The following is a 15,829-nucleotide window of genomic DNA, read 5'->3' as shown; positions in this document are numbered from 1 at the left end:
GTTTCTTTTATTTGGAGCAGCTGAGTTTGATGCAGGTCAAGCAGTAGGTGACCTGGAGCACCCCGAAGATTACCAACACCGCCAGAGCGGGCAGCAGGCCAATATCAAAGGAGAAGTTCAGTATCGTGAACACCACCCACAGCCCCAGACAGGTACCAGCCGCCACCCGGAAAGCCTGATAAGCCGCCTGACCGATCTGGGCTTTTTCCGCTTCGTCACAGCTATCCATCCACTTTTTCTGGAACTTGGTGTCATACACGCTGCCCTGCTTTTCCGGGTTCATCCGCCGGGTCAGATCCACCGCCTTCTGCTGGAGCACCATGCTCAGCACCACGGAGACCACAAAGCAGAGGACGGGTATCAGGGGCAGGGAGGTCAAAAAGGCGGCTGACAGGAAGAAGAAATCCAGGATGACTGCCAGGGAGGTGAAGAGCAGCACATAGCTGAGAGTAGTCTCTATGCCATCCGCCAGGTCCTCGTCCTCCCCGTCCCAGCGGCTGTACCGCCCCTTTGCAGAGCGGTATAGCCCCAGCCCGATGCCCAGCAGTACCAGTGAACTCACCGGAATGCCCCAGGGTACCACCGCCGCCAGCAGCCCCTTCAGACCCGTCTCCGCCCAGTCAGCCACCCCGGAGACTCCCGCAAACGTCACAATAAAGCCGCCGATTCCTCCCAGGAACGCAAACAGGAGCACCGTACCAACAAACTTGGGCAGTGCCTTGCGATTTTCCCGTGTGACCTGATCCTTCATCTCATTCATCCTCCTTATAGCAGAAAATATCCTCTACGGTGACACCGCACAGTTTGGCCAGCTTCAGGGCCAGAGTGACGGAGGGGGAGTAGTCCCCCCGCTCGATCTGGCTGATGGTCTGCCGGGATACCCCCGCCATGCGGCCCAGTTCCTGCTGGTTGACTCCCAACCGGGCTCGGTGCTCTTTCAACCGGTTATAGAGTGGCATCGTCTCGCCTCCTAATCGACAATTATCTTTGTCATAATGACAACTTTGCTTGTCAATTATAGGATACCATTGACAAGTAAAGTTGTCAAGAGAAAGGAGTGGATATTTTGCCGCCACGGCTCCTATATTAAGCAAAAGCGCTGACGCTTGGATGGCTAATCCTCCCCGACCCTTTTCCGATACGGCGTACTCTGTGGATCTGACAGAGATCTATGCTGCACACGCCATCCATACAGGGTACGCAGCATAAAAGTATTTCCCTGTCTTTGCATCCCGCTCTTGACTTCGCCCATTTAAAGCGGTAAAATAATCGGCATAAAAACCATATTTTCCCCGGCCCATACCGCCGCTGGGAGAGAGGGAGAGAATCCGATGGTGATTACAGAATTTTTGGAACGCAATGCCCGGCTGTACCGGGATGAGACAGCACTGGTAGAGATTAACCCCTCGGAGGAACGGGACCGGGCCGCCACCTGGCGGGAGTATAGCCTGATCGAGCGCAACCGCCCGGATGAGCCCTACCGCCGGGAGATGAGCTGGGGGCAGTTTGACAAGAAGGCCAACCGGTTTGCAAATCTCCTGCTGAGCCGGGGACTGAAGCGGGGGGCCAAAGTGGGCATCCTGCTGATGAACTGTCTGGAGTGGCTGCCCATCTACTTTGGCATTCTGAAAGCCGGGTGTCTGGCGGTGCCTCTGAATTTCCGCTATTCCTCCGATGAGATTCAGTACTGTCTGGATCTCGCGGATGTGGAGGCCCTGGTGTTCGGCCCGGAGTTCATCGACCGGCTGGAGCCTATTCTGCCCACTCTGGGACGAGTGCGGCAGTGGTTTTACGTAGGCAATAAGGTCCCCGCCTTTGCTGAGAGTTACCGGGAGCTGGTGATGTATTGCTCCTTTGAAAATCCGCCGGTCCATTTGGAGCTCAGCGATCTGGCCGCCATTTATTTCTCCTCCGGCACCACCGGCTTCCCCAAGGCCATCTTACATAACCACAAGGCTCTGCTTTCCGCCTGTCTCACCGAACAGCATCACCACGGTCAGACCCATGAGGACGTTTTTTTGTGTATCCCGCCGCTGTACCACACGGGAGCCAAAATGCACTGGTTCGGCTCCCTGGCCACCGGCGGCAAGGCGGTGCTTCTGCGTGGCGTCTCCCCCCAGTGGATCCTCCGGGCAGTCACGGAAGAGAAGTGTACCATCGTCTGGCTGCTGGTGCCTTGGGCCCAGGACATCCTGGACGCCATCGACAGCGGGGCGGTCAATCTGGATGACTATCTGCTGGATCAATGGCGGCTGATGCATATTGGCGCTCAGCCGGTGCCGCCCAGCCTGATCCACCGGTGGAAAAAATTCTTCCCCCACCACCTCTACGATACCAACTACGGTCTCAGTGAATCCATCGGTCCCGGCTGCGTCCACCTGGGCGTGGAAAACATTGAAAAGGTTGGTGCCATCGGCAAACCGGGCTATTTATGGCAGGCTAAAGTGGTGGACGAGCAGGGACAGGAAGTGCCCCAGGGCCAGGTGGGCGAACTGATCGTCAGCGGCCCCGGCGTCATGCAGTGCTACTACAAGAATCCGGAGGCCACCGCCGAAGTTCTGAAAGGGGACTGGTTATACACCGGCGACATGGCCGAGGTCGACCCGGACGGCTTTATCTATCTGGTAGATCGGAAAAAGGATGTCATCATCTCCGGCGGTGAAAATCTGTATCCGGTTCAAATCGAGGGCTTTCTTCGTCGCTTTGAAAAAATTAAGGACGTTGCGGTCATCGGTCTGCCGGATCCCCGGTTGGGCGAGATTGCCGCCGCCATCGTCGAAGTCCGTGAGGGCATGACCTGTACGAAGGAGGAGATCGATGCTTTCTGCCAGGAGCTGCCGCGGTACAAGCGGCCCAGGAAGGTCATCTTTGACAAGGTGCCCCGCAATCCCACCGGCAAGATCGAAAAGCCGGCTCTGCGGGAGAAGTATTGCCACGGCCGCCTGGTAGAGGCTCAGATCACCAACTGAGAGGAGGGCTGCAAGTGACCGACCTGTGGATCAAGCTCTCCCTGCTACTGATTTTTTTTGCTGTTATGGTCGGTATCGGCCTGTATTGCCGCCGCCACGCTACCGATGTAACAGGCTTCGTACTGGGCGGCCGGTCAGTGGGTCCTTGGCTCACCGCCTTTGCCTACGGTACCAGTTACTTCTCCGCAGTGGTTTTTGTGGGCTACGCTGGCCAGTTCGGCTGGCGGTTCGGCATCGCCTCCACCTGGGCAGGATTGGGCAACGCCTTCCTTGGCTCCCTGCTGGCCTGGGTGGTGCTGGGCCGGCGCACCCGCATCATGACTCAGCATCTGGACAGTGCCACCATGCCGGAATTTTTTGGCCGGCGGTTTGAGAGCAAGCCTCTGAAACTCACCGCCTCGGTGATCATCTTTCTTTTTCTTATCCCCTATACCGCCAGTCTGTATAACGGTCTGAGCCGACTGTTTGCCATGGCCTTCGACATCGACTATGCCGTGTGCGTGGTAGTGATGGCCGTGCTCACCGGCGTATATGTCATCGCCGGAGGCTATATGGCCACTGCCATCAACGACTTTATCCAAGGCATTATTATGATCTTCGGCATCATCGCCGTTATCGCGGCGGTGCTGGGCAGCCAGGGAGGCTTACAGGCCGCTCTGGACGGATTGGCCCGGGTAAGCGACCCCACCGTATCCGATACCCCTGGCATCTTCGCCTCCTTCTTTGGTCCCGACCTGCTCAGTCTGGCGGGTGTGGTGGTACTCACCAGTCTGGGCACCTGGGGGCTGCCCCAGATGGTGCAGAAGTTCTATGCCATCAAGAGCGAGGACGCTATTACCCAGGGTACCATCATCTCCACCGTCTTCGCCCTTATCGTGGCAGGGGGCTGCTACTTTCTGGGTGGCTTCGGCCGGCTGTTCTCCACCCCGGAGGAGGTGGCCGCCAACGGTTATGATTCCATCATCCCCACCATACTCTCCGGCCTGCCCACCCTTCTCATTGCGGTGGTGGTCATCCTAGTACTCTCCGCCTCCATGTCCACCCTCAGCTCTCTGGTGCTGGCCTCCAGTTCCACCCTCACGCTAGACTTTATCAAGGGCACCATGATCAAGGATATGAGTGAAAAACAGCAGGTGCGCTGGATGCGGGCACTGGTGGTGGTGTTCATCGCTATTTCGGTGGTGCTGGCAATCGTTCAGTACCGTTCCAACCTGACTTTTATCGCCCAGCTGATGGGCGTGTCCTGGGGCGCGCTGGCGGGCAGCTTCCTGGCACCCTTCCTGTACGGGCTGTACTGGAAGCGCACCACCAAGACCGCCTGCGTGTGCAGCTTTCTATTCTCCACTGTGGTCATGCTGGCCAATATTTTTGTGGGCAGTTCTTTTCCCGCTCCCCTCCAGTCCCCCATCAATGCCGGCGCTTTCTGCATGCTGGCAGGCCTGGTGATCGTACCGGTGGTGAGCCTTCTCACCCCACCCCCTGCTCCAGAGCGGGTGGAGGCGATTTTTTCCTGTTATCAGCGCACCGTAACTGTAGCGGTCACCGACTCCATTGGTCCCAGGAACGCCCTGGAGAATCCCGGAAAAACACGTTGACTTTATTATCACAAAGTGATAAAGTAAAACCGTTCAAAGTTTTGCGAGAACGGAACCAGGTAGAGGCCGTTTCGCCGGAATTCATCGTCCTCTGCAGGGATGCAGAGGACGTTTTTTATCTTCCCGGCCTCTGAAAAGGAGAGATGTACCATGAAAACCCTGATGCTCGGCAACGAGGCCGTGGCCCGGGGCCTCTATGAGGCGGGCTGCGCCGTTGTGTCCAGCTACCCCGGCACTCCCAGCACCGAGATCACCGAGGCCGCCGCCAAATACCAGGAAATTTACGCCGAGTGGGCCCCCAACGAAAAGGTGGCCATGGAGACCGCCTTCGGCGCCAGTCTGGCCGGCCGGCGCTCCTTCTGCGGCATGAAGCATGTGGGCCTCAACGTGGCCGCCGATCCCCTGTTTACCATCGCCTACACCGGCGTCAACGCCGGTATGATCATCGGCGTGGCGGATGACGCGGGGATGCACTCCTCTCAGAATGAGCAGGACTCCCGCCACTATGCCCAGGCTGCCAAGCTGCCCATGCTGGAGCCAGCCGACTCCGCAGAGGCCCTGGCTTTTACCAAGCTGGCCTATGAACTGTCCGAGCAGTTCGACACCCCGGTTCTGCTGAAGATGTGTACCCGGGTGTCCCATTCCCAGAGTGTGGTGGAGACCGCCGAGCGCTTGGAACCCGCTCCGGTGCCTTATGAAAAGAAGCCCGCCAAGTACATCATGATGCCCGGCTATGCCAAGCTGCGCCACCCAGTGGTCGAGGATCGTCTGGCCGCTCTGGCTGCGTATGCGGAAACCTCCCCCCTCAATCGGGTAGAAGAGGGTTCCGACCATAAGATCGGCATCATCACCTCCTCCACCAGCTACCAGTACGTGAAGGAAGTATGCGGCGATAAATACCCGGTGCTCAAACTGGGCATGGTCTGGCCCATGCCGGACCAGAAAATTCGGGACTTCGCCGCTTCCGTGGATCTGCTGACCGTGGTAGAGGAGCTGGACGGCTTTATCGAGGACCACTGCCGCGCCCTAGGCCTGGCCCTGGCGGGGAAGGATTACTTCTCCCCCATCGGAGAACTGAGCCAAAACCTGGTGGCCGAAAAGCTTGGGGTCGCGCCCGCTGCCGGCAAGGCTCTGGAGGAAAACATCCCCGCCCGGCCTCCAGTGATGTGCGCCGGCTGCCCCCATCGCGGTCTGTTCTATACCTTGAATAAGCTGAAGCTCACCGTGCTGGGCGACATTGGCTGCTACACGCTTGGGGCAGTGGCTCCCCTCAGTGCTATCGACTCCACCATCTGCATGGGCGCCTCGGTATCCGGTCTGCATGGTTTTCTGAAGGGCAGCGGCGGGGAGATGGATGGAAAGACGGTAGCAGTCATCGGCGACTCTACCTTCATGCACTCGGGCATCACGGGACTCGTCAACATCGCCTACAACGAGTCCAACGCCACCGTCATCATCCTGGACAACTCCATCACCGGCATGACCGGTCACCAGCAGAACCCAACTACCGGATTTAATCTGAAGGGGGACCCCTGCACCAAGATCGATCTGGAGTCCCTGTGCAAAGCGGTTGGCATTCGCCGGGTGCGGGTGGTGGACCCTTACGACTTGGCTCAGTGCGAGAGTGTCATCAAGGAGGAGCTGGCAGCTCCCGAGGCATCGGTGGTCATTTCCCGTCGTCCCTGCGCCCTGCTCAAATACGTCAAGCACAAGGCACCTCTGACGGTCGAGACCTCCAAGTGTGTGGGCTGCAAGGCCTGCATGAAGATCGGCTGCCCCGCCATCTCCGTCCGGGACGGCAAGGCCGGGGTAGACGCTACCCTGTGCGTGGGCTGCGGCGTGTGCCAGCAGCTGTGCAAATTCGATGCGCTCCAGGCGCCCCAGGAGGTGTAAGGTATGCAGACCAAAAATATCATGATCGTAGGCGTGGGCGGCCAGGGTACCCTGCTGGCCAGCAAACTTCTGGGCCGTCTGCTGCTGGACCAGGGCTATGATGTGAAAGTATCCGAGGTCCACGGCATGAGCCAGCGGGGCGGCAGCGTGGTCACCTATGTGCGTTACGGCGACAAGGTGTATTCCCCGGTCATCGATAAGGGAGAGGCGAACTTCATTGTCTCCTTTGAACTGCTGGAAGCCGCCCGGTGGCTGGAGTTTCTCCGCCCCGACGGCCGGATCATCACCAACACCCAGCAGACCAACCCCATGCCGGTCATCACCGGTGCGGCGGAGTATCCCCAGAACCTGGTGGAGAAGATGACTGCCGCCGGAGCAAACGTAGACGCCATGGACGCTTTGGCTCTGGCCGAGGAGGCCGGCAGCAGCAAGGCGGTGAATCTGGTGCTGATGGGGCGGCTCTCCCGGTACTTCGATCTGCCGGAAGAGGTATGGCAGAAGGCCATCACCAACAGCGTGCCGGAGAAGTTCCTGGAGCTGAACCGGACCGCCTTCCACCTGGGCAGAAATTCCTGAGGCACAAGGGAGAGAGAGAACATGGAGCGTTACTATCAGAAAGACATCGAGTGTGCCAGCCGGGAGCAGATCCGTGCCTGGCAGAACGAGCGTCTGGTCAAGCAAGTCCATAATGTTTGGGACAACGTGCCCTACTACCGCAGAAAGATGGAGGAGAAGGGCCTCACCCCCGAGGACATCAAGGGCGTGGACGACCTGCACAAACTGCCCTTCGTCACCAAAGACGACCTGCGGGAGGCCTATCCCTACGGCCTGCTGGCCCGTCCCCTGAAGGACTGCGTCCGCATTCAGTCCACCTCCGGCACTACCGGCAAGCGGGTGGTGGCCTTCTACACCCAGCACGACATCGACCTGTGGGAGGACTGCTGCGCCCGGGCCATTATGGCAGCCGGCGGCACCAATGAGGACGTGTGCCAGGTTTCCTACGGCTACGGCCTGTTTACCGGCGGCCCCGGCCTCAACGGCGGCTCCCACAAGGTGGGCTGCCTCACCATCCCCACCTCCTCCGGCAACACCGAGCGTCAGATCATGTTTATCCGGGATCTCAACGCCACCATTCTGTGCTGCACCCCCTCCTACGCCGCCTACCTGGCCGAGAGCATGAAGGAGATGGGTCTCACCCCCGACCAGATCCCCCTGAAGGCGGGCATCTTCGGCGCCGAGGCCTGGAGCCAGGAGATGCGGCAGAACATTGAGGAGACTTTGGGCATCAAGGCCTATGACATCTACGGCCTCACCGAGCTGTCGGGCCCCGGCGTGTCCTTCGAGTGCTCCGCCCAGAGCGGCATGCACATCAATGAGGATCACTTCATCGCCGAGATCATCGACCCCAACACCGGTGAGGTGCTCCCCGAGGGGTCCAAGGGTGAGCTGGTGTTTACCTCCATCACCAAGGAGGCCTTCCCCCTGCTGCGCTACCGCACCCGGGATATCTGTGTGCTCCATCACGAGGATTGTCCCTGCGGCCGCACCCATGTGAAGATGAGCAAGCCCATGGGCCGCAGCGACGACATGCTCATCATCAAGGGCGTCAATGTGTTCCCGTCCCAGATCGAGACGGTACTGCTGGGCCAGAGCTTCGCCCCCAACTACCAGATCATCGTGGACCGGGTCAACAACACCGACACCATGGAGGTACTGGTGGAGATGACCCCCGAGATGTTCTCCGACCAGCTGAGCCAGGTGGCCGAGAAGGAAAAGCAGGTGGTAGCCGCCCTGAAGGCCATGCTGGGCATCTATGCCAAGGTGCGCCTGGTGGCCCCCAAGTCCATCCAGCGCAGCGAGGGCAAAGCGGTCCGGGTCATCGACAAGCGGAAGATTTAAGGGAGGAGCGAGCATATGACGATCCAACAAATTTCCGTCTTTCTGGAGAACCGCGCCGGTCAGCTGGCGGAGATCACCACCATTCTGGCCGAGCATCAGGTCAACATGCGGGCTCTGCACATTGCCGAGACCAGCGACTACGGCGTGCTGCGCATGATCGTGGACCGTCCCCAGCGGGCGGCCTCCCTGTTGCTGGAACACGGCTTTATCCTGTCCATGACTCCCGTGCTGGCAGTGGTGGTACCCGATGAACCGGGCGCCCTGGGACGAATTCTCACCCTGCTTGCCAAAGAGAATATCGACGTGGAGTATGTCTACTCCGTGTTCGGACAGGTTCAGGGCCGGGCCTGCATGATCTTCCGTGTGGGGGATATTGAACGACTGGCCACCCTGCTGAAGGACAACGGGATGCCTCCCGCTCTCCATGGGGAGTTGGGGATCCTAGACGAACAGAAATGAGGTAGCACATTATGCAGCCGATGAGCAGCAAAACCCAGTATTTTACCGACTCGGTCATCCGTCGGATGACCCGTATCGCTATCGCCAACAACGCCATCAACCTGGCCCAGGGGTTCCCCGATTTCGACCCGCCCCAGGCCCTGTTGGACCGGCTGGCCCAGGTGAGCCATGAGGGCCCCCACCAGTATCCCATCACCATGGGCGCCCCCAATTTCCGCCTGGCCCTGGCTAAAAAATGTAAGCGCTTCATGGGCCGGGACATTGATCCGGAGACCGAGATGGTGGTAACCATCGGTTCTACCGAGGCTATGGTGGACTCCATCTTCGCTCTCACTAACCCCGGGGACAAGGTGGTACTCTTCTCCCCCTACTTTGAGAACTACCACGCCCAGATCCTCTTTGCCGACTGCGAACCCATCTACGTGCCTCTGGTCCCTCCCCAGTTCCACTTCGACCCCAATGTGCTGGAGGACGCTTTCAAACAGCACCCCAAGGCCATTCTGATCTGCAACCCCTCCAACCCCAGCGGCAAAGTATTTACAGAGGAAGAGCTGAAGCTCATTGCCGAGCTGTGTGTCAAATACGATGTGTACGCCATCATGGACGAAGTGTATGAGCACATCGTCTACGCCCCTCACAAGCACCTGTACATGTGCAATATGCCCGGCATGTGGGAGCGGACCATCTCCTGCTCCTCTCTGTCCAAGACCTACTCCATCACCGGCTGGCGACTGGGCTACGCCATCGCGCCCAAGGAAATCATGGATAAAATAAAGCAGTACCATGATTTCAACGCCGTGGGGGCTCCTTCTCCTTTGATGGAGGCCGCCATTGCCGGACTGGAGATGCCGGACAGCTACTATGAGGAGTTCGGCGCTCACTATGCGCATATGAAGCAGCTGTTTACCGATGGACTGCGAAACATCGGGATCCCTTTCACCGATCCTCAGGGAACCTACTTCGTCCTGGCGGACATCGGCCCTTATCTGAAGAAGGGGCAGACCGATGTGGAGTTCTGTGAGGAGATGACGCAAAAAGTCGGCGTGGCCGCCGTACCCGGCACCTCCTTCTTTATGGAAGATGTACGCAACATCGTACGCCTCCACTTTGCCAAGAAGGACGAGACTCTGCTGGAGGCTCTGAACCGTCTAAGTGATATCAAGTCCAAAATGGCCTAAATGTTTATAAAATAAAAAACGGCAGATACTGCAAAACAGTATCTGCCGTTTTTCAATTGTGATTCGATTAGTCGGTCACGAAGGGCAGCAGCGCGATCTGACGGGCACGCTTGATGGCCTCGGTCAGCTGACGCTGATGCATGGCGCAGGTGCCGGTGGTACGGCGGGGCAGGATCTTGCTCCGCTCGGACAGGAACCGACGCAGCTTCACAGCATCCTTATAATCGATGTGCTCCACCTTGTCCACACAGAAGGTGCAGACCTTGCGGCGCTTGCGGCCGCGGGGGCGCTCTCTATCCATAGCCATAACAGGGAACCTCCTTTTTCCACGGGCCTACAGCCCGGCTTGTTTATGCAGCGCGCCGAACGTTGCGCGCCAAAAATCAATTAAAAGGGCAGCTCCCCGTCGTCGTCGGAGAGTTCGGCGAACTGGTCGCCGCCGCCCAGGGGCGCGGCCGGAGGCGGCGCATAGCCACCCGCAGGGGCCCCGAAACCGCCGGGCGCGGGAGCAGCATAACCACCCGCCTCGGCATCCCGCTTGGAGTCGCCGAAATACACATTGTCGGCGATCACTTCCGCAGTACGGCGCTTATTGCCGTCCCGGTCGGTCCAGTCACGCAGCTGGAGCCGGCCCTCCACCACAGCCAGGCGGCCCTTGGTGAAGAAACGGGAGACAAATTCGGCAGTCTGACGCCAAGCCACAATATCGATGAAGTCGGTAGACTTTTCGCCAGTGGTCTTGTCCTTGAAATCCCGGTCCACCGCCAGAGAGAAAGAGGCCACGGGGGTCCCTGTCTGGGTGTGGCGCAGCTCGGGATCACGGGTCAGACGACCCATTAGAATAATCCGGTTCAGCATGACTGCCGCTCCCTTCTTACTTCTCGTCCTTGCAGACGATCAGGGAACGCATCACGCCGTCGGTGATCCGCAGGATACGATCCAGCTCGCGGGGGAACTCGGGCTTGGCCTCAAAAGTCATCAGCACATAGTAGCCCTCGGTCAGGTCGTTGATGGGATAGGCCAGGTGGCGCTTGCCCCACTCGTCAACCTCAGCCAGGGTGCCGTTCTGCTCCACCAGAGTCTTGAACTTGGTCACCATGGCAGCAGTGGCCTCCTCACCCAGGTTGGGATCGAGGATGTAGACCACCTCATAATTACCGCTGAGTTTTGCCATTTTGTTTGCACCTCCTTATGGACGTATGGCCCCCGCCCTTTGCGGGGGCAAGGATGTGCCTGTTTATTAGAAACAAGCTATATTATTATATAGGAATCCAACGGAAAGTCAAGTCTTTGCATCTCAAAAAAAGAAAAAAAGTTTTTTTATTTTGGATGCAATAAAAAACCCCTTCCGTTCATTTCTAAGACAGAAGGGCCCGAGAACACTAGTACAATCATCAACGGAAAAGGAGTTTTTACTATGAAGAGAGGTTTCGGCAAAGGCTTTTTCAGCGGTATTCTGGTAGCAGCACTGGTAGCAGGACTGGGCGTTTCCGCTATGGCGGCCACCCGTACCATTACAGTGGATGACAACATCCGCATCACCCTCAACGGCGCCACGTTCTCCCCCAAAGATGCCAACGGCAAGGATGTCCCCCTCTTCTCCTATAACGGCACTACCTATGCCCCCGTGCGTGCCATCTGTGAGGCCGCCGGCCTGAAGGTGGACTTTGATTCCGCCAATTACACCGCCGTACTCACGACCTACGACCAATATATTGCCTCCACTCCCACCGCCTCCGACTATATCACGGTGGAAAAGGCCAAATCCATCGCCCTGGAGCATGCCGGTGTCAAGGCTGACGACGCTGTGTTTGTCAAGGCCGGTCTGGATTGGGACGACGGCAAAGTGGAGTATGAAGTGGAGTTCTATGCCGGCAATACGGAGTACGATTACGACATCGATGCGGTAACCGGCACCATCCGCTCCTTTGACAAGGACTGGGATGATTTTTCCCTTTCCCGGCCGGGCAATTCCGGCACCAGCGTATCCCAGGATGACTTGATCAGCGAGGAAAAGGCCAAGTCCATCGCCCTGGCCAAGGCTCCATCGGGCGCTACTGTGGTAAAATGCGAGCTGGATCGGGATGACGGCCGCTATGTCTATGAACTGGAACTGCGCTCCGGCCGTACAGAGTACGACTGCGAGATCAACGCTGTTACCGGCGTCATCGTGGACTGGGATGTGGATTACGACGACTGACTCATACAAAATAACAGGGGCGGGAAGCATGTCTGCTTCCCGCCCCTGTTATTTGTTCTTTTTACTTGAGCTGCTCCGCCTTTTCCTTCAGGAAACCGCGCAGCCAGGAAGCCGTGGCTTTGTTTTCCAGAGCAAAGTCGATGGTCGCCTCCAGAAATCCACACAGGTTACCGGTGTCATACCGGCGTCCCTCAAAGTCCACTGCCACCATCCGGTTGCGCTGGCAGAGCTCCCGCAGACCGTCCGTAAGCTGGATCTCCCCGCCATAGCCCGGCTTGACATTTTCCAGGATGTCAAAAATATCAGGCGTAAGTACATACCGCCCCAGGATAGCATAGTTGGAGAACATCTGCTGGGGGGTCGGCTTCTCATTCATATCTGAAACGCTGAAAATCCGATCCTCCAGCGGAGCCACCTTTACCGAGGAGTAGCGGGAGATGGCCTGAGTCGCCACCCGCTGTACCCCGACCGCGGACGCTCCGTATTTCTCGGCCGCCTCCACCAGCTGGAGGGTAACCGGCTTTTCCGCCCGCATAATATCGTCTCCCAGCAGCACCGCAAAGGGCTCATCCCCCACAAAACGCCGGGCCCGGGAAATGGCGTGGCCCAATCCCTTGGTCTCCTTCTGCCGGACATAGAAGATGTTAGCCAGATCCGCCGCCCGGCGGACCTCCACCAACTCTCTCTCTTTCCCGGCCTGGAGCAGACGGGTCTCCAACTCGGGGTAATAGTCAAAGTAGTCGTCCATGGCGGACTTGGCGCGGTTGGTGACAATGAGGATATCCTCAATTCCGGAGGCCACTGCCTCCTCAATGATGTACTGGATCACCGGCTTGTCCACCATGGGGAGCATCTCTTTGGGCACAGTCTTGGTGGCCGGAAGCATCCGGGTACCAAGCCCCGCAGCGGGAATAACAGCCTTACGGACTTTCATAACATATCCTCCTTGTCAAACGCCGGAGCGTCACACCTTAAAAATGTGCCAGGCGTTGCTCCGGGATCATGGTTCTGAAATAACGGATCTTGGGCAGTGCTGTCAGCAGAACGGTGCCCAGTACGTAACAGGCCGCCACCTCGCCTACTGCAAAAGTAACTGCGTTAAAACCACAGGCGGCCCAGAAAGCGCTGTTCACCGCGCCCACCTCAGCCCAGGACCACATGGGGGCCAAAATGACCATATTGACCAGCACGGGAGGCAGGGCGGCCAGGTACCAGCGGGGCATCCGCACAGTAAGGAAGGCCGCAATGGCGGTGGCCAGGGTTCCCATTACTATATCAATAGGACCATAAGGGGAAAGCAGATTGGTGATCAGGCAGCCCAGAATCAGCCCGGGCGCAGTAGCAGGGAACAAAAACGGCAGTACGGTCAGCGCTTCGGCAAAACGGATTTGCACCACGCCGAAGGTGAGGCCAAAGATATTGCCAAAGTAGCCCAGTACGGCATACAGCGCGGCAATCAATGCCGCCAGGGTCAGATCTCTCGTAGTAAATTTGCGCATTGTTTTCCATTACCTCCATTTTGGTATTTAGAGAACGGCGGTGAGTCCCACCGAACGAACACGGCACAGCCGTGCTTGGACCGGGTGTGGAAACCAGTCGGAGGTATTGTAACATGTTTTTCATTGGAAGTAAAGCATCCCTGCCGGGGCTGTATCTTATTATGTAAAGTCGGGAATGCTATGGGGCGCAGTGACTTTACACAGTCTTTACAAAGTCGTGAAGGACAACTTTACAATTGGCCGATATACTGAGTATCGTTCCCAAGAGGTTCGAAAACAATGCATGATTGGAGATCGAATTCAATGAAAAAGAGAACCATTGCCCTGATTCTTTCCGCCGCTCTGTGTGTCGGCCTGCTGGCTGGCTGCGGCAGCACCGAGTCCACCAATACCGGCGATACCAGCACCCCTTCCACCGAGAGCGCTGCTCCTGCTGACGACAGCACCACCGAGCTCTCCGGCACTGTGGTGACCAACGGCTCTACCTCCATGGAGAGCGTGATGGGTTCCCTGATCGAGGCCTTTAAGGAAGTCCAGCCCAATGTGAACGTTCAGTACACCGGCAGCGGTTCCGGCGCCGGCATCACCTCCGCTCAGGACGGCACTGCCGACATCGGCCTGGCCTCCCGCGACCTGAAGGATGACGAAACCGGCGTGACTCAGATCACCGTTGCCAAGGACGGCATCGCCATCATCATCAACCCTGAAAACCCTGTGGCTGACCTGAGTGTGGAGCAGATCGCCCAGCTGGCCACCGGTGAGATCACCAACTGGTCCGAGGTGGGCGGCAACGACGCCGAGGTCGTATTCATCGGCCGTGAGGCCGGTTCCGGTACCCGCGACGGCTTTGAGTCCATCACCGGCACCGAGGATGCCTGCAAGTACCAGAACGAGCTGACCTCCACCGGTGAGGTGATTGCCAACGTAGCCTCCAACCCCAACGCCATCGGCTATGCCTCTCTGTCCGCTGTGGATGACACCGTGAAGGCCATCACCGTGGGCGGTGTGGCTCCCACCGAGGAGACCGTTCTGGACGGCACCTACGCCATTCAGCGTAACTTCAACTTCATTGTCAACGAGAGCAATTCTCTCTCCGATGCCGCTCAGGCTTTCGTCGATTGGGCTACTTCTGCGGACGCCGCTGACCTGATCGCCGGCGCCGGCGCGGTACCTGTGGCCGAGTAACTACGCCCTCCGAATCGCCCCCTCGGACACGAGGGGGCATTCGGCATGATATCAACTTTTTACGAAAGGCCGGTCATTTGCCATGAAACAAAAGCTCCGGCCGCTGGAACTGTTGATGAACCTGGTGTTCTTCCTGTGCGGTTTCATTGCGGTCGTCTTCGTTCTTTTTATCAGCATTTATCTCATCATCTCCGGTTTGCCTGCCATCAAGGAGATCGGACTGGTGGAGTTTCTGTTCGGCACCAAGTGGGCCTCTACCGCGTCGGAGCCCTCCTTTGGTATCCTTCCTTTTATTCTGACCTCCATCTACGGCACTGCCGGTGCCATTGTGCTGGGTGTACCGGTCGGCTTTATGACGGCGGTATTTCTGGCCAAGGTAGCGCCCCCCAAGTTGGCTGCCACAGTACGTACCGCTGTGGATCTGCTGGCCGGTATCCCCTCCGTGGTATACGGCCTCATCGGTATGATGGTTCTGGTCCCCGCCGTGCGGGTGGCATTTAACCTGCCTGACGGCGCCAGCCTGTTCTGCGCCATCATTGTGCTGGCCATCATGATCCTGCCCTCCATCATTTCTGTCTCCGAGACTGCGCTGAAAGCAGTCCCCAAGGAATATGAGGAAGCTTCCCTGGCCCTGGGCGCCACCCACATCGAAACGGTGTTCCGGGTATCCGTCCCTGCCGCCTCCAGCGGCATTGCCGCTTCCATTGTTCTTGGCATCGGCCGTGCCATCGGCGAAGCCATGGCTGTCATCATGGTGGCCGGCAACGTGGCCAATATGCCTACCCTCTTTTCTTCTGTCCGCTTTCTTACCACCGCTGTGGCCAGCGAGATGTCCTATGCCTCCGGCCTGCAGCGTCAGGCGCTGTTCTCCATCGCCCTGGTCCTGTTTCTCTTCATCATGCTCATCAATGTAATCCTCAATACGCTTCTCAAGCGCAAGAAGGGGTGATAT

The 15,829-nt window shown here is 58.1% G+C and carries 17 protein-coding genes; 10 read left to right on the top strand and 7 right to left on the bottom strand.

Annotated features, from left to right (window positions below):
- Window positions 1-7: 7 nt before the first annotated feature.
- A complete protein-coding gene (locus WMO45_RS10515; protein WP_349140712.1) occupies window positions 8-751 on the bottom strand; it encodes a DUF3169 family protein in 744 nt (247 codons plus the stop codon).
- Window position 752: 1 nt separating this feature from the next.
- The gene (locus WMO45_RS10510) at window positions 753-959 is read right to left on the bottom strand and encodes a helix-turn-helix transcriptional regulator (protein ID WP_349140711.1); all 207 of its coding nucleotides are present in this window, start codon (window positions 957-959) and stop codon (window positions 753-755) included.
- Window positions 960-1,331: 372 nt separating this feature from the next.
- Here WMO45_RS10510 and WMO45_RS10505 point away from each other — a divergent pair, with 372 nt between their 5' ends.
- The 7 genes from WMO45_RS10505 (at window position 1,332) to WMO45_RS10475 (ending at window position 9,993) form a co-directional block, all read left to right on the top strand.
- On the top strand, window positions 1,332-2,969 hold the full coding sequence (locus tag WMO45_RS10505) for a class I adenylate-forming enzyme family protein (protein WP_349140709.1): 1,638 nt from the start codon (window positions 1,332-1,334) through the stop codon (window positions 2,967-2,969).
- Between the two features lie 23 nt (window positions 2,970-2,992).
- Window positions 2,993-4,564, top strand: a complete 1,572-nt coding sequence (locus WMO45_RS10500) for a sodium:solute symporter family protein (RefSeq protein WP_349140746.1) — start codon at window positions 2,993-2,995, stop codon at window positions 4,562-4,564.
- A 150-nt stretch (window positions 4,565-4,714) separates the two neighbouring features.
- Window positions 4,715-6,457 carry an indolepyruvate ferredoxin oxidoreductase subunit alpha gene (iorA, locus tag WMO45_RS10495; RefSeq protein ID WP_349140708.1) on the top strand — a complete coding sequence of 581 codons (1,743 nt, stop codon included), beginning with the start codon at window positions 4,715-4,717 and terminating at the stop codon, window positions 6,455-6,457.
- A 3-nt stretch (window positions 6,458-6,460) separates the two neighbouring features.
- Window positions 6,461-7,033, top strand: coding sequence for an indolepyruvate oxidoreductase subunit beta (locus WMO45_RS10490; RefSeq protein WP_349140707.1), 573 nt, complete (start codon window positions 6,461-6,463; stop codon window positions 7,031-7,033).
- A 21-nt stretch (window positions 7,034-7,054) separates the two neighbouring features.
- Window positions 7,055-8,356, top strand: coding sequence for a phenylacetate--CoA ligase family protein (locus tag WMO45_RS10485; RefSeq protein WP_349140706.1), 1,302 nt, complete (start codon window positions 7,055-7,057; stop codon window positions 8,354-8,356).
- Between the two features lie 15 nt (window positions 8,357-8,371).
- Window positions 8,372-8,815 carry an ACT domain-containing protein gene (locus WMO45_RS10480; RefSeq protein ID WP_349140704.1) on the top strand — a complete coding sequence of 148 codons (444 nt, stop codon included), beginning with the start codon at window positions 8,372-8,374 and terminating at the stop codon, window positions 8,813-8,815.
- Window positions 8,816-8,826: 11 nt separating this feature from the next.
- Window positions 8,827-9,993 (top strand): pyridoxal phosphate-dependent aminotransferase, encoded by a 1,167-nt coding sequence (locus WMO45_RS10475; protein ID WP_349140703.1) that lies wholly within the window; start codon window positions 8,827-8,829, stop codon window positions 9,991-9,993.
- A gap of 67 nt (window positions 9,994-10,060) precedes the next feature.
- Here the strand turns inward: WMO45_RS10475 and rpsR are convergent, their stop codons facing one another.
- The 3 genes from rpsR to rpsF form a co-directional block, all read right to left on the bottom strand.
- Window positions 10,061-10,300 carry a 30S ribosomal protein S18 gene (gene rpsR / locus WMO45_RS10470; RefSeq protein ID WP_007490771.1) on the bottom strand — a complete coding sequence of 80 codons (240 nt, stop codon included), beginning with the start codon at window positions 10,298-10,300 and terminating at the stop codon, window positions 10,061-10,063.
- 80 nt (window positions 10,301-10,380) lie between these two features.
- On the bottom strand, window positions 10,381-10,851 hold the full coding sequence (locus WMO45_RS10465; protein ID WP_349140702.1) for a single-stranded DNA-binding protein: 471 nt from the start codon (window positions 10,849-10,851) through the stop codon (window positions 10,381-10,383).
- Window positions 10,852-10,867: 16 nt separating this feature from the next.
- The gene (gene rpsF / locus WMO45_RS10460; protein WP_349140701.1) at window positions 10,868-11,167 is read right to left on the bottom strand and encodes a 30S ribosomal protein S6; all 300 of its coding nucleotides are present in this window, start codon (window positions 11,165-11,167) and stop codon (window positions 10,868-10,870) included.
- 243 nt (window positions 11,168-11,410) lie between these two features.
- Here rpsF and WMO45_RS10455 point away from each other — a divergent pair, with 243 nt between their 5' ends.
- Window positions 11,411-12,193, top strand: coding sequence for a PepSY domain-containing protein (locus tag WMO45_RS10455; protein ID WP_349140700.1), 783 nt, complete (start codon window positions 11,411-11,413; stop codon window positions 12,191-12,193).
- Between the two features lie 61 nt (window positions 12,194-12,254).
- Here the strand turns inward: WMO45_RS10455 and galU are convergent, their stop codons facing one another.
- Window positions 12,255-13,127 (bottom strand): UTP--glucose-1-phosphate uridylyltransferase GalU, encoded by an 873-nt coding sequence (gene galU / locus WMO45_RS10450; protein WP_349140699.1) that lies wholly within the window; start codon window positions 13,125-13,127, stop codon window positions 12,255-12,257.
- Window positions 13,128-13,164: 37 nt separating this feature from the next.
- Window positions 13,165-13,692 carry a QueT transporter family protein gene (locus WMO45_RS10445; RefSeq protein ID WP_349140698.1) on the bottom strand — a complete coding sequence of 176 codons (528 nt, stop codon included), beginning with the start codon at window positions 13,690-13,692 and terminating at the stop codon, window positions 13,165-13,167.
- Between the two features lie 303 nt (window positions 13,693-13,995).
- Here WMO45_RS10445 and WMO45_RS10440 point away from each other — a divergent pair, with 303 nt between their 5' ends.
- Both WMO45_RS10440 and pstC read left to right on the top strand, forming a co-directional pair.
- Window positions 13,996-14,877, top strand: coding sequence for a phosphate ABC transporter substrate-binding protein (locus tag WMO45_RS10440; RefSeq protein WP_349140697.1), 882 nt, complete (start codon window positions 13,996-13,998; stop codon window positions 14,875-14,877).
- Between the two features lie 82 nt (window positions 14,878-14,959).
- Window positions 14,960-15,826 (top strand): phosphate ABC transporter permease subunit PstC, encoded by an 867-nt coding sequence (gene pstC / locus WMO45_RS10435; RefSeq protein ID WP_349140695.1) that lies wholly within the window; start codon window positions 14,960-14,962, stop codon window positions 15,824-15,826.
- Window positions 15,827-15,829 lie beyond the last annotated feature (3 nt).

The organism is Flavonifractor hominis (assembly GCF_040095835.1).
GTDB lineage: Bacteria > Bacillota > Clostridia > Oscillospirales > Oscillospiraceae > Flavonifractor > Flavonifractor hominis.
This window is presented reverse-complemented; position numbering and strand designations above follow the sequence as displayed.

Excerpts from the sequence above, each read along its gene's own strand:
- WMO45_RS10515 (WP_349140712.1), bottom strand. The coding sequence starts at position 751 with ATGAAGGATCAGGTCACACGGGAAAATCGCAAGGCACTGCCCAAGTTT.
- WMO45_RS10510 (WP_349140711.1), bottom strand. The coding sequence starts at position 959 with ATGCCACTCTATAACCGGTTGAAAGAGCACCGAGCCCGGTTGGGAGTC.
- WMO45_RS10505 (WP_349140709.1), top strand. The coding sequence starts at position 1,332 with ATGGTGATTACAGAATTTTTGGAACGCAATGCCCGGCTGTACCGGGAT.
- iorA (WP_349140708.1), top strand. The coding sequence starts at position 4,715 with ATGAAAACCCTGATGCTCGGCAACGAGGCCGTGGCCCGGGGCCTCTAT.
- WMO45_RS10490 (WP_349140707.1), top strand. The coding sequence starts at position 6,461 with ATGCAGACCAAAAATATCATGATCGTAGGCGTGGGCGGCCAGGGTACC.
- WMO45_RS10485 (WP_349140706.1), top strand. The coding sequence starts at position 7,055 with ATGGAGCGTTACTATCAGAAAGACATCGAGTGTGCCAGCCGGGAGCAG.
- WMO45_RS10480 (WP_349140704.1), top strand. The coding sequence starts at position 8,372 with ATGACGATCCAACAAATTTCCGTCTTTCTGGAGAACCGCGCCGGTCAG.
- WMO45_RS10475 (WP_349140703.1), top strand. The coding sequence starts at position 8,827 with ATGCAGCCGATGAGCAGCAAAACCCAGTATTTTACCGACTCGGTCATC.
- rpsR (WP_007490771.1), bottom strand. The coding sequence starts at position 10,300 with ATGGCTATGGATAGAGAGCGCCCCCGCGGCCGCAAGCGCCGCAAGGTC.
- WMO45_RS10465 (WP_349140702.1), bottom strand. The coding sequence starts at position 10,851 with ATGCTGAACCGGATTATTCTAATGGGTCGTCTGACCCGTGATCCCGAG.
- rpsF (WP_349140701.1), bottom strand. The coding sequence starts at position 11,167 with ATGGCAAAACTCAGCGGTAATTATGAGGTGGTCTACATCCTCGATCCC.
- WMO45_RS10455 (WP_349140700.1), top strand. The coding sequence starts at position 11,411 with ATGAAGAGAGGTTTCGGCAAAGGCTTTTTCAGCGGTATTCTGGTAGCA.
- galU (WP_349140699.1), bottom strand. The coding sequence starts at position 13,127 with ATGAAAGTCCGTAAGGCTGTTATTCCCGCTGCGGGGCTTGGTACCCGG.
- WMO45_RS10445 (WP_349140698.1), bottom strand. The coding sequence starts at position 13,692 with ATGCGCAAATTTACTACGAGAGATCTGACCCTGGCGGCATTGATTGCC.
- WMO45_RS10440 (WP_349140697.1), top strand. The coding sequence starts at position 13,996 with ATGAAAAAGAGAACCATTGCCCTGATTCTTTCCGCCGCTCTGTGTGTC.
- pstC (WP_349140695.1), top strand. The coding sequence starts at position 14,960 with ATGAAACAAAAGCTCCGGCCGCTGGAACTGTTGATGAACCTGGTGTTC.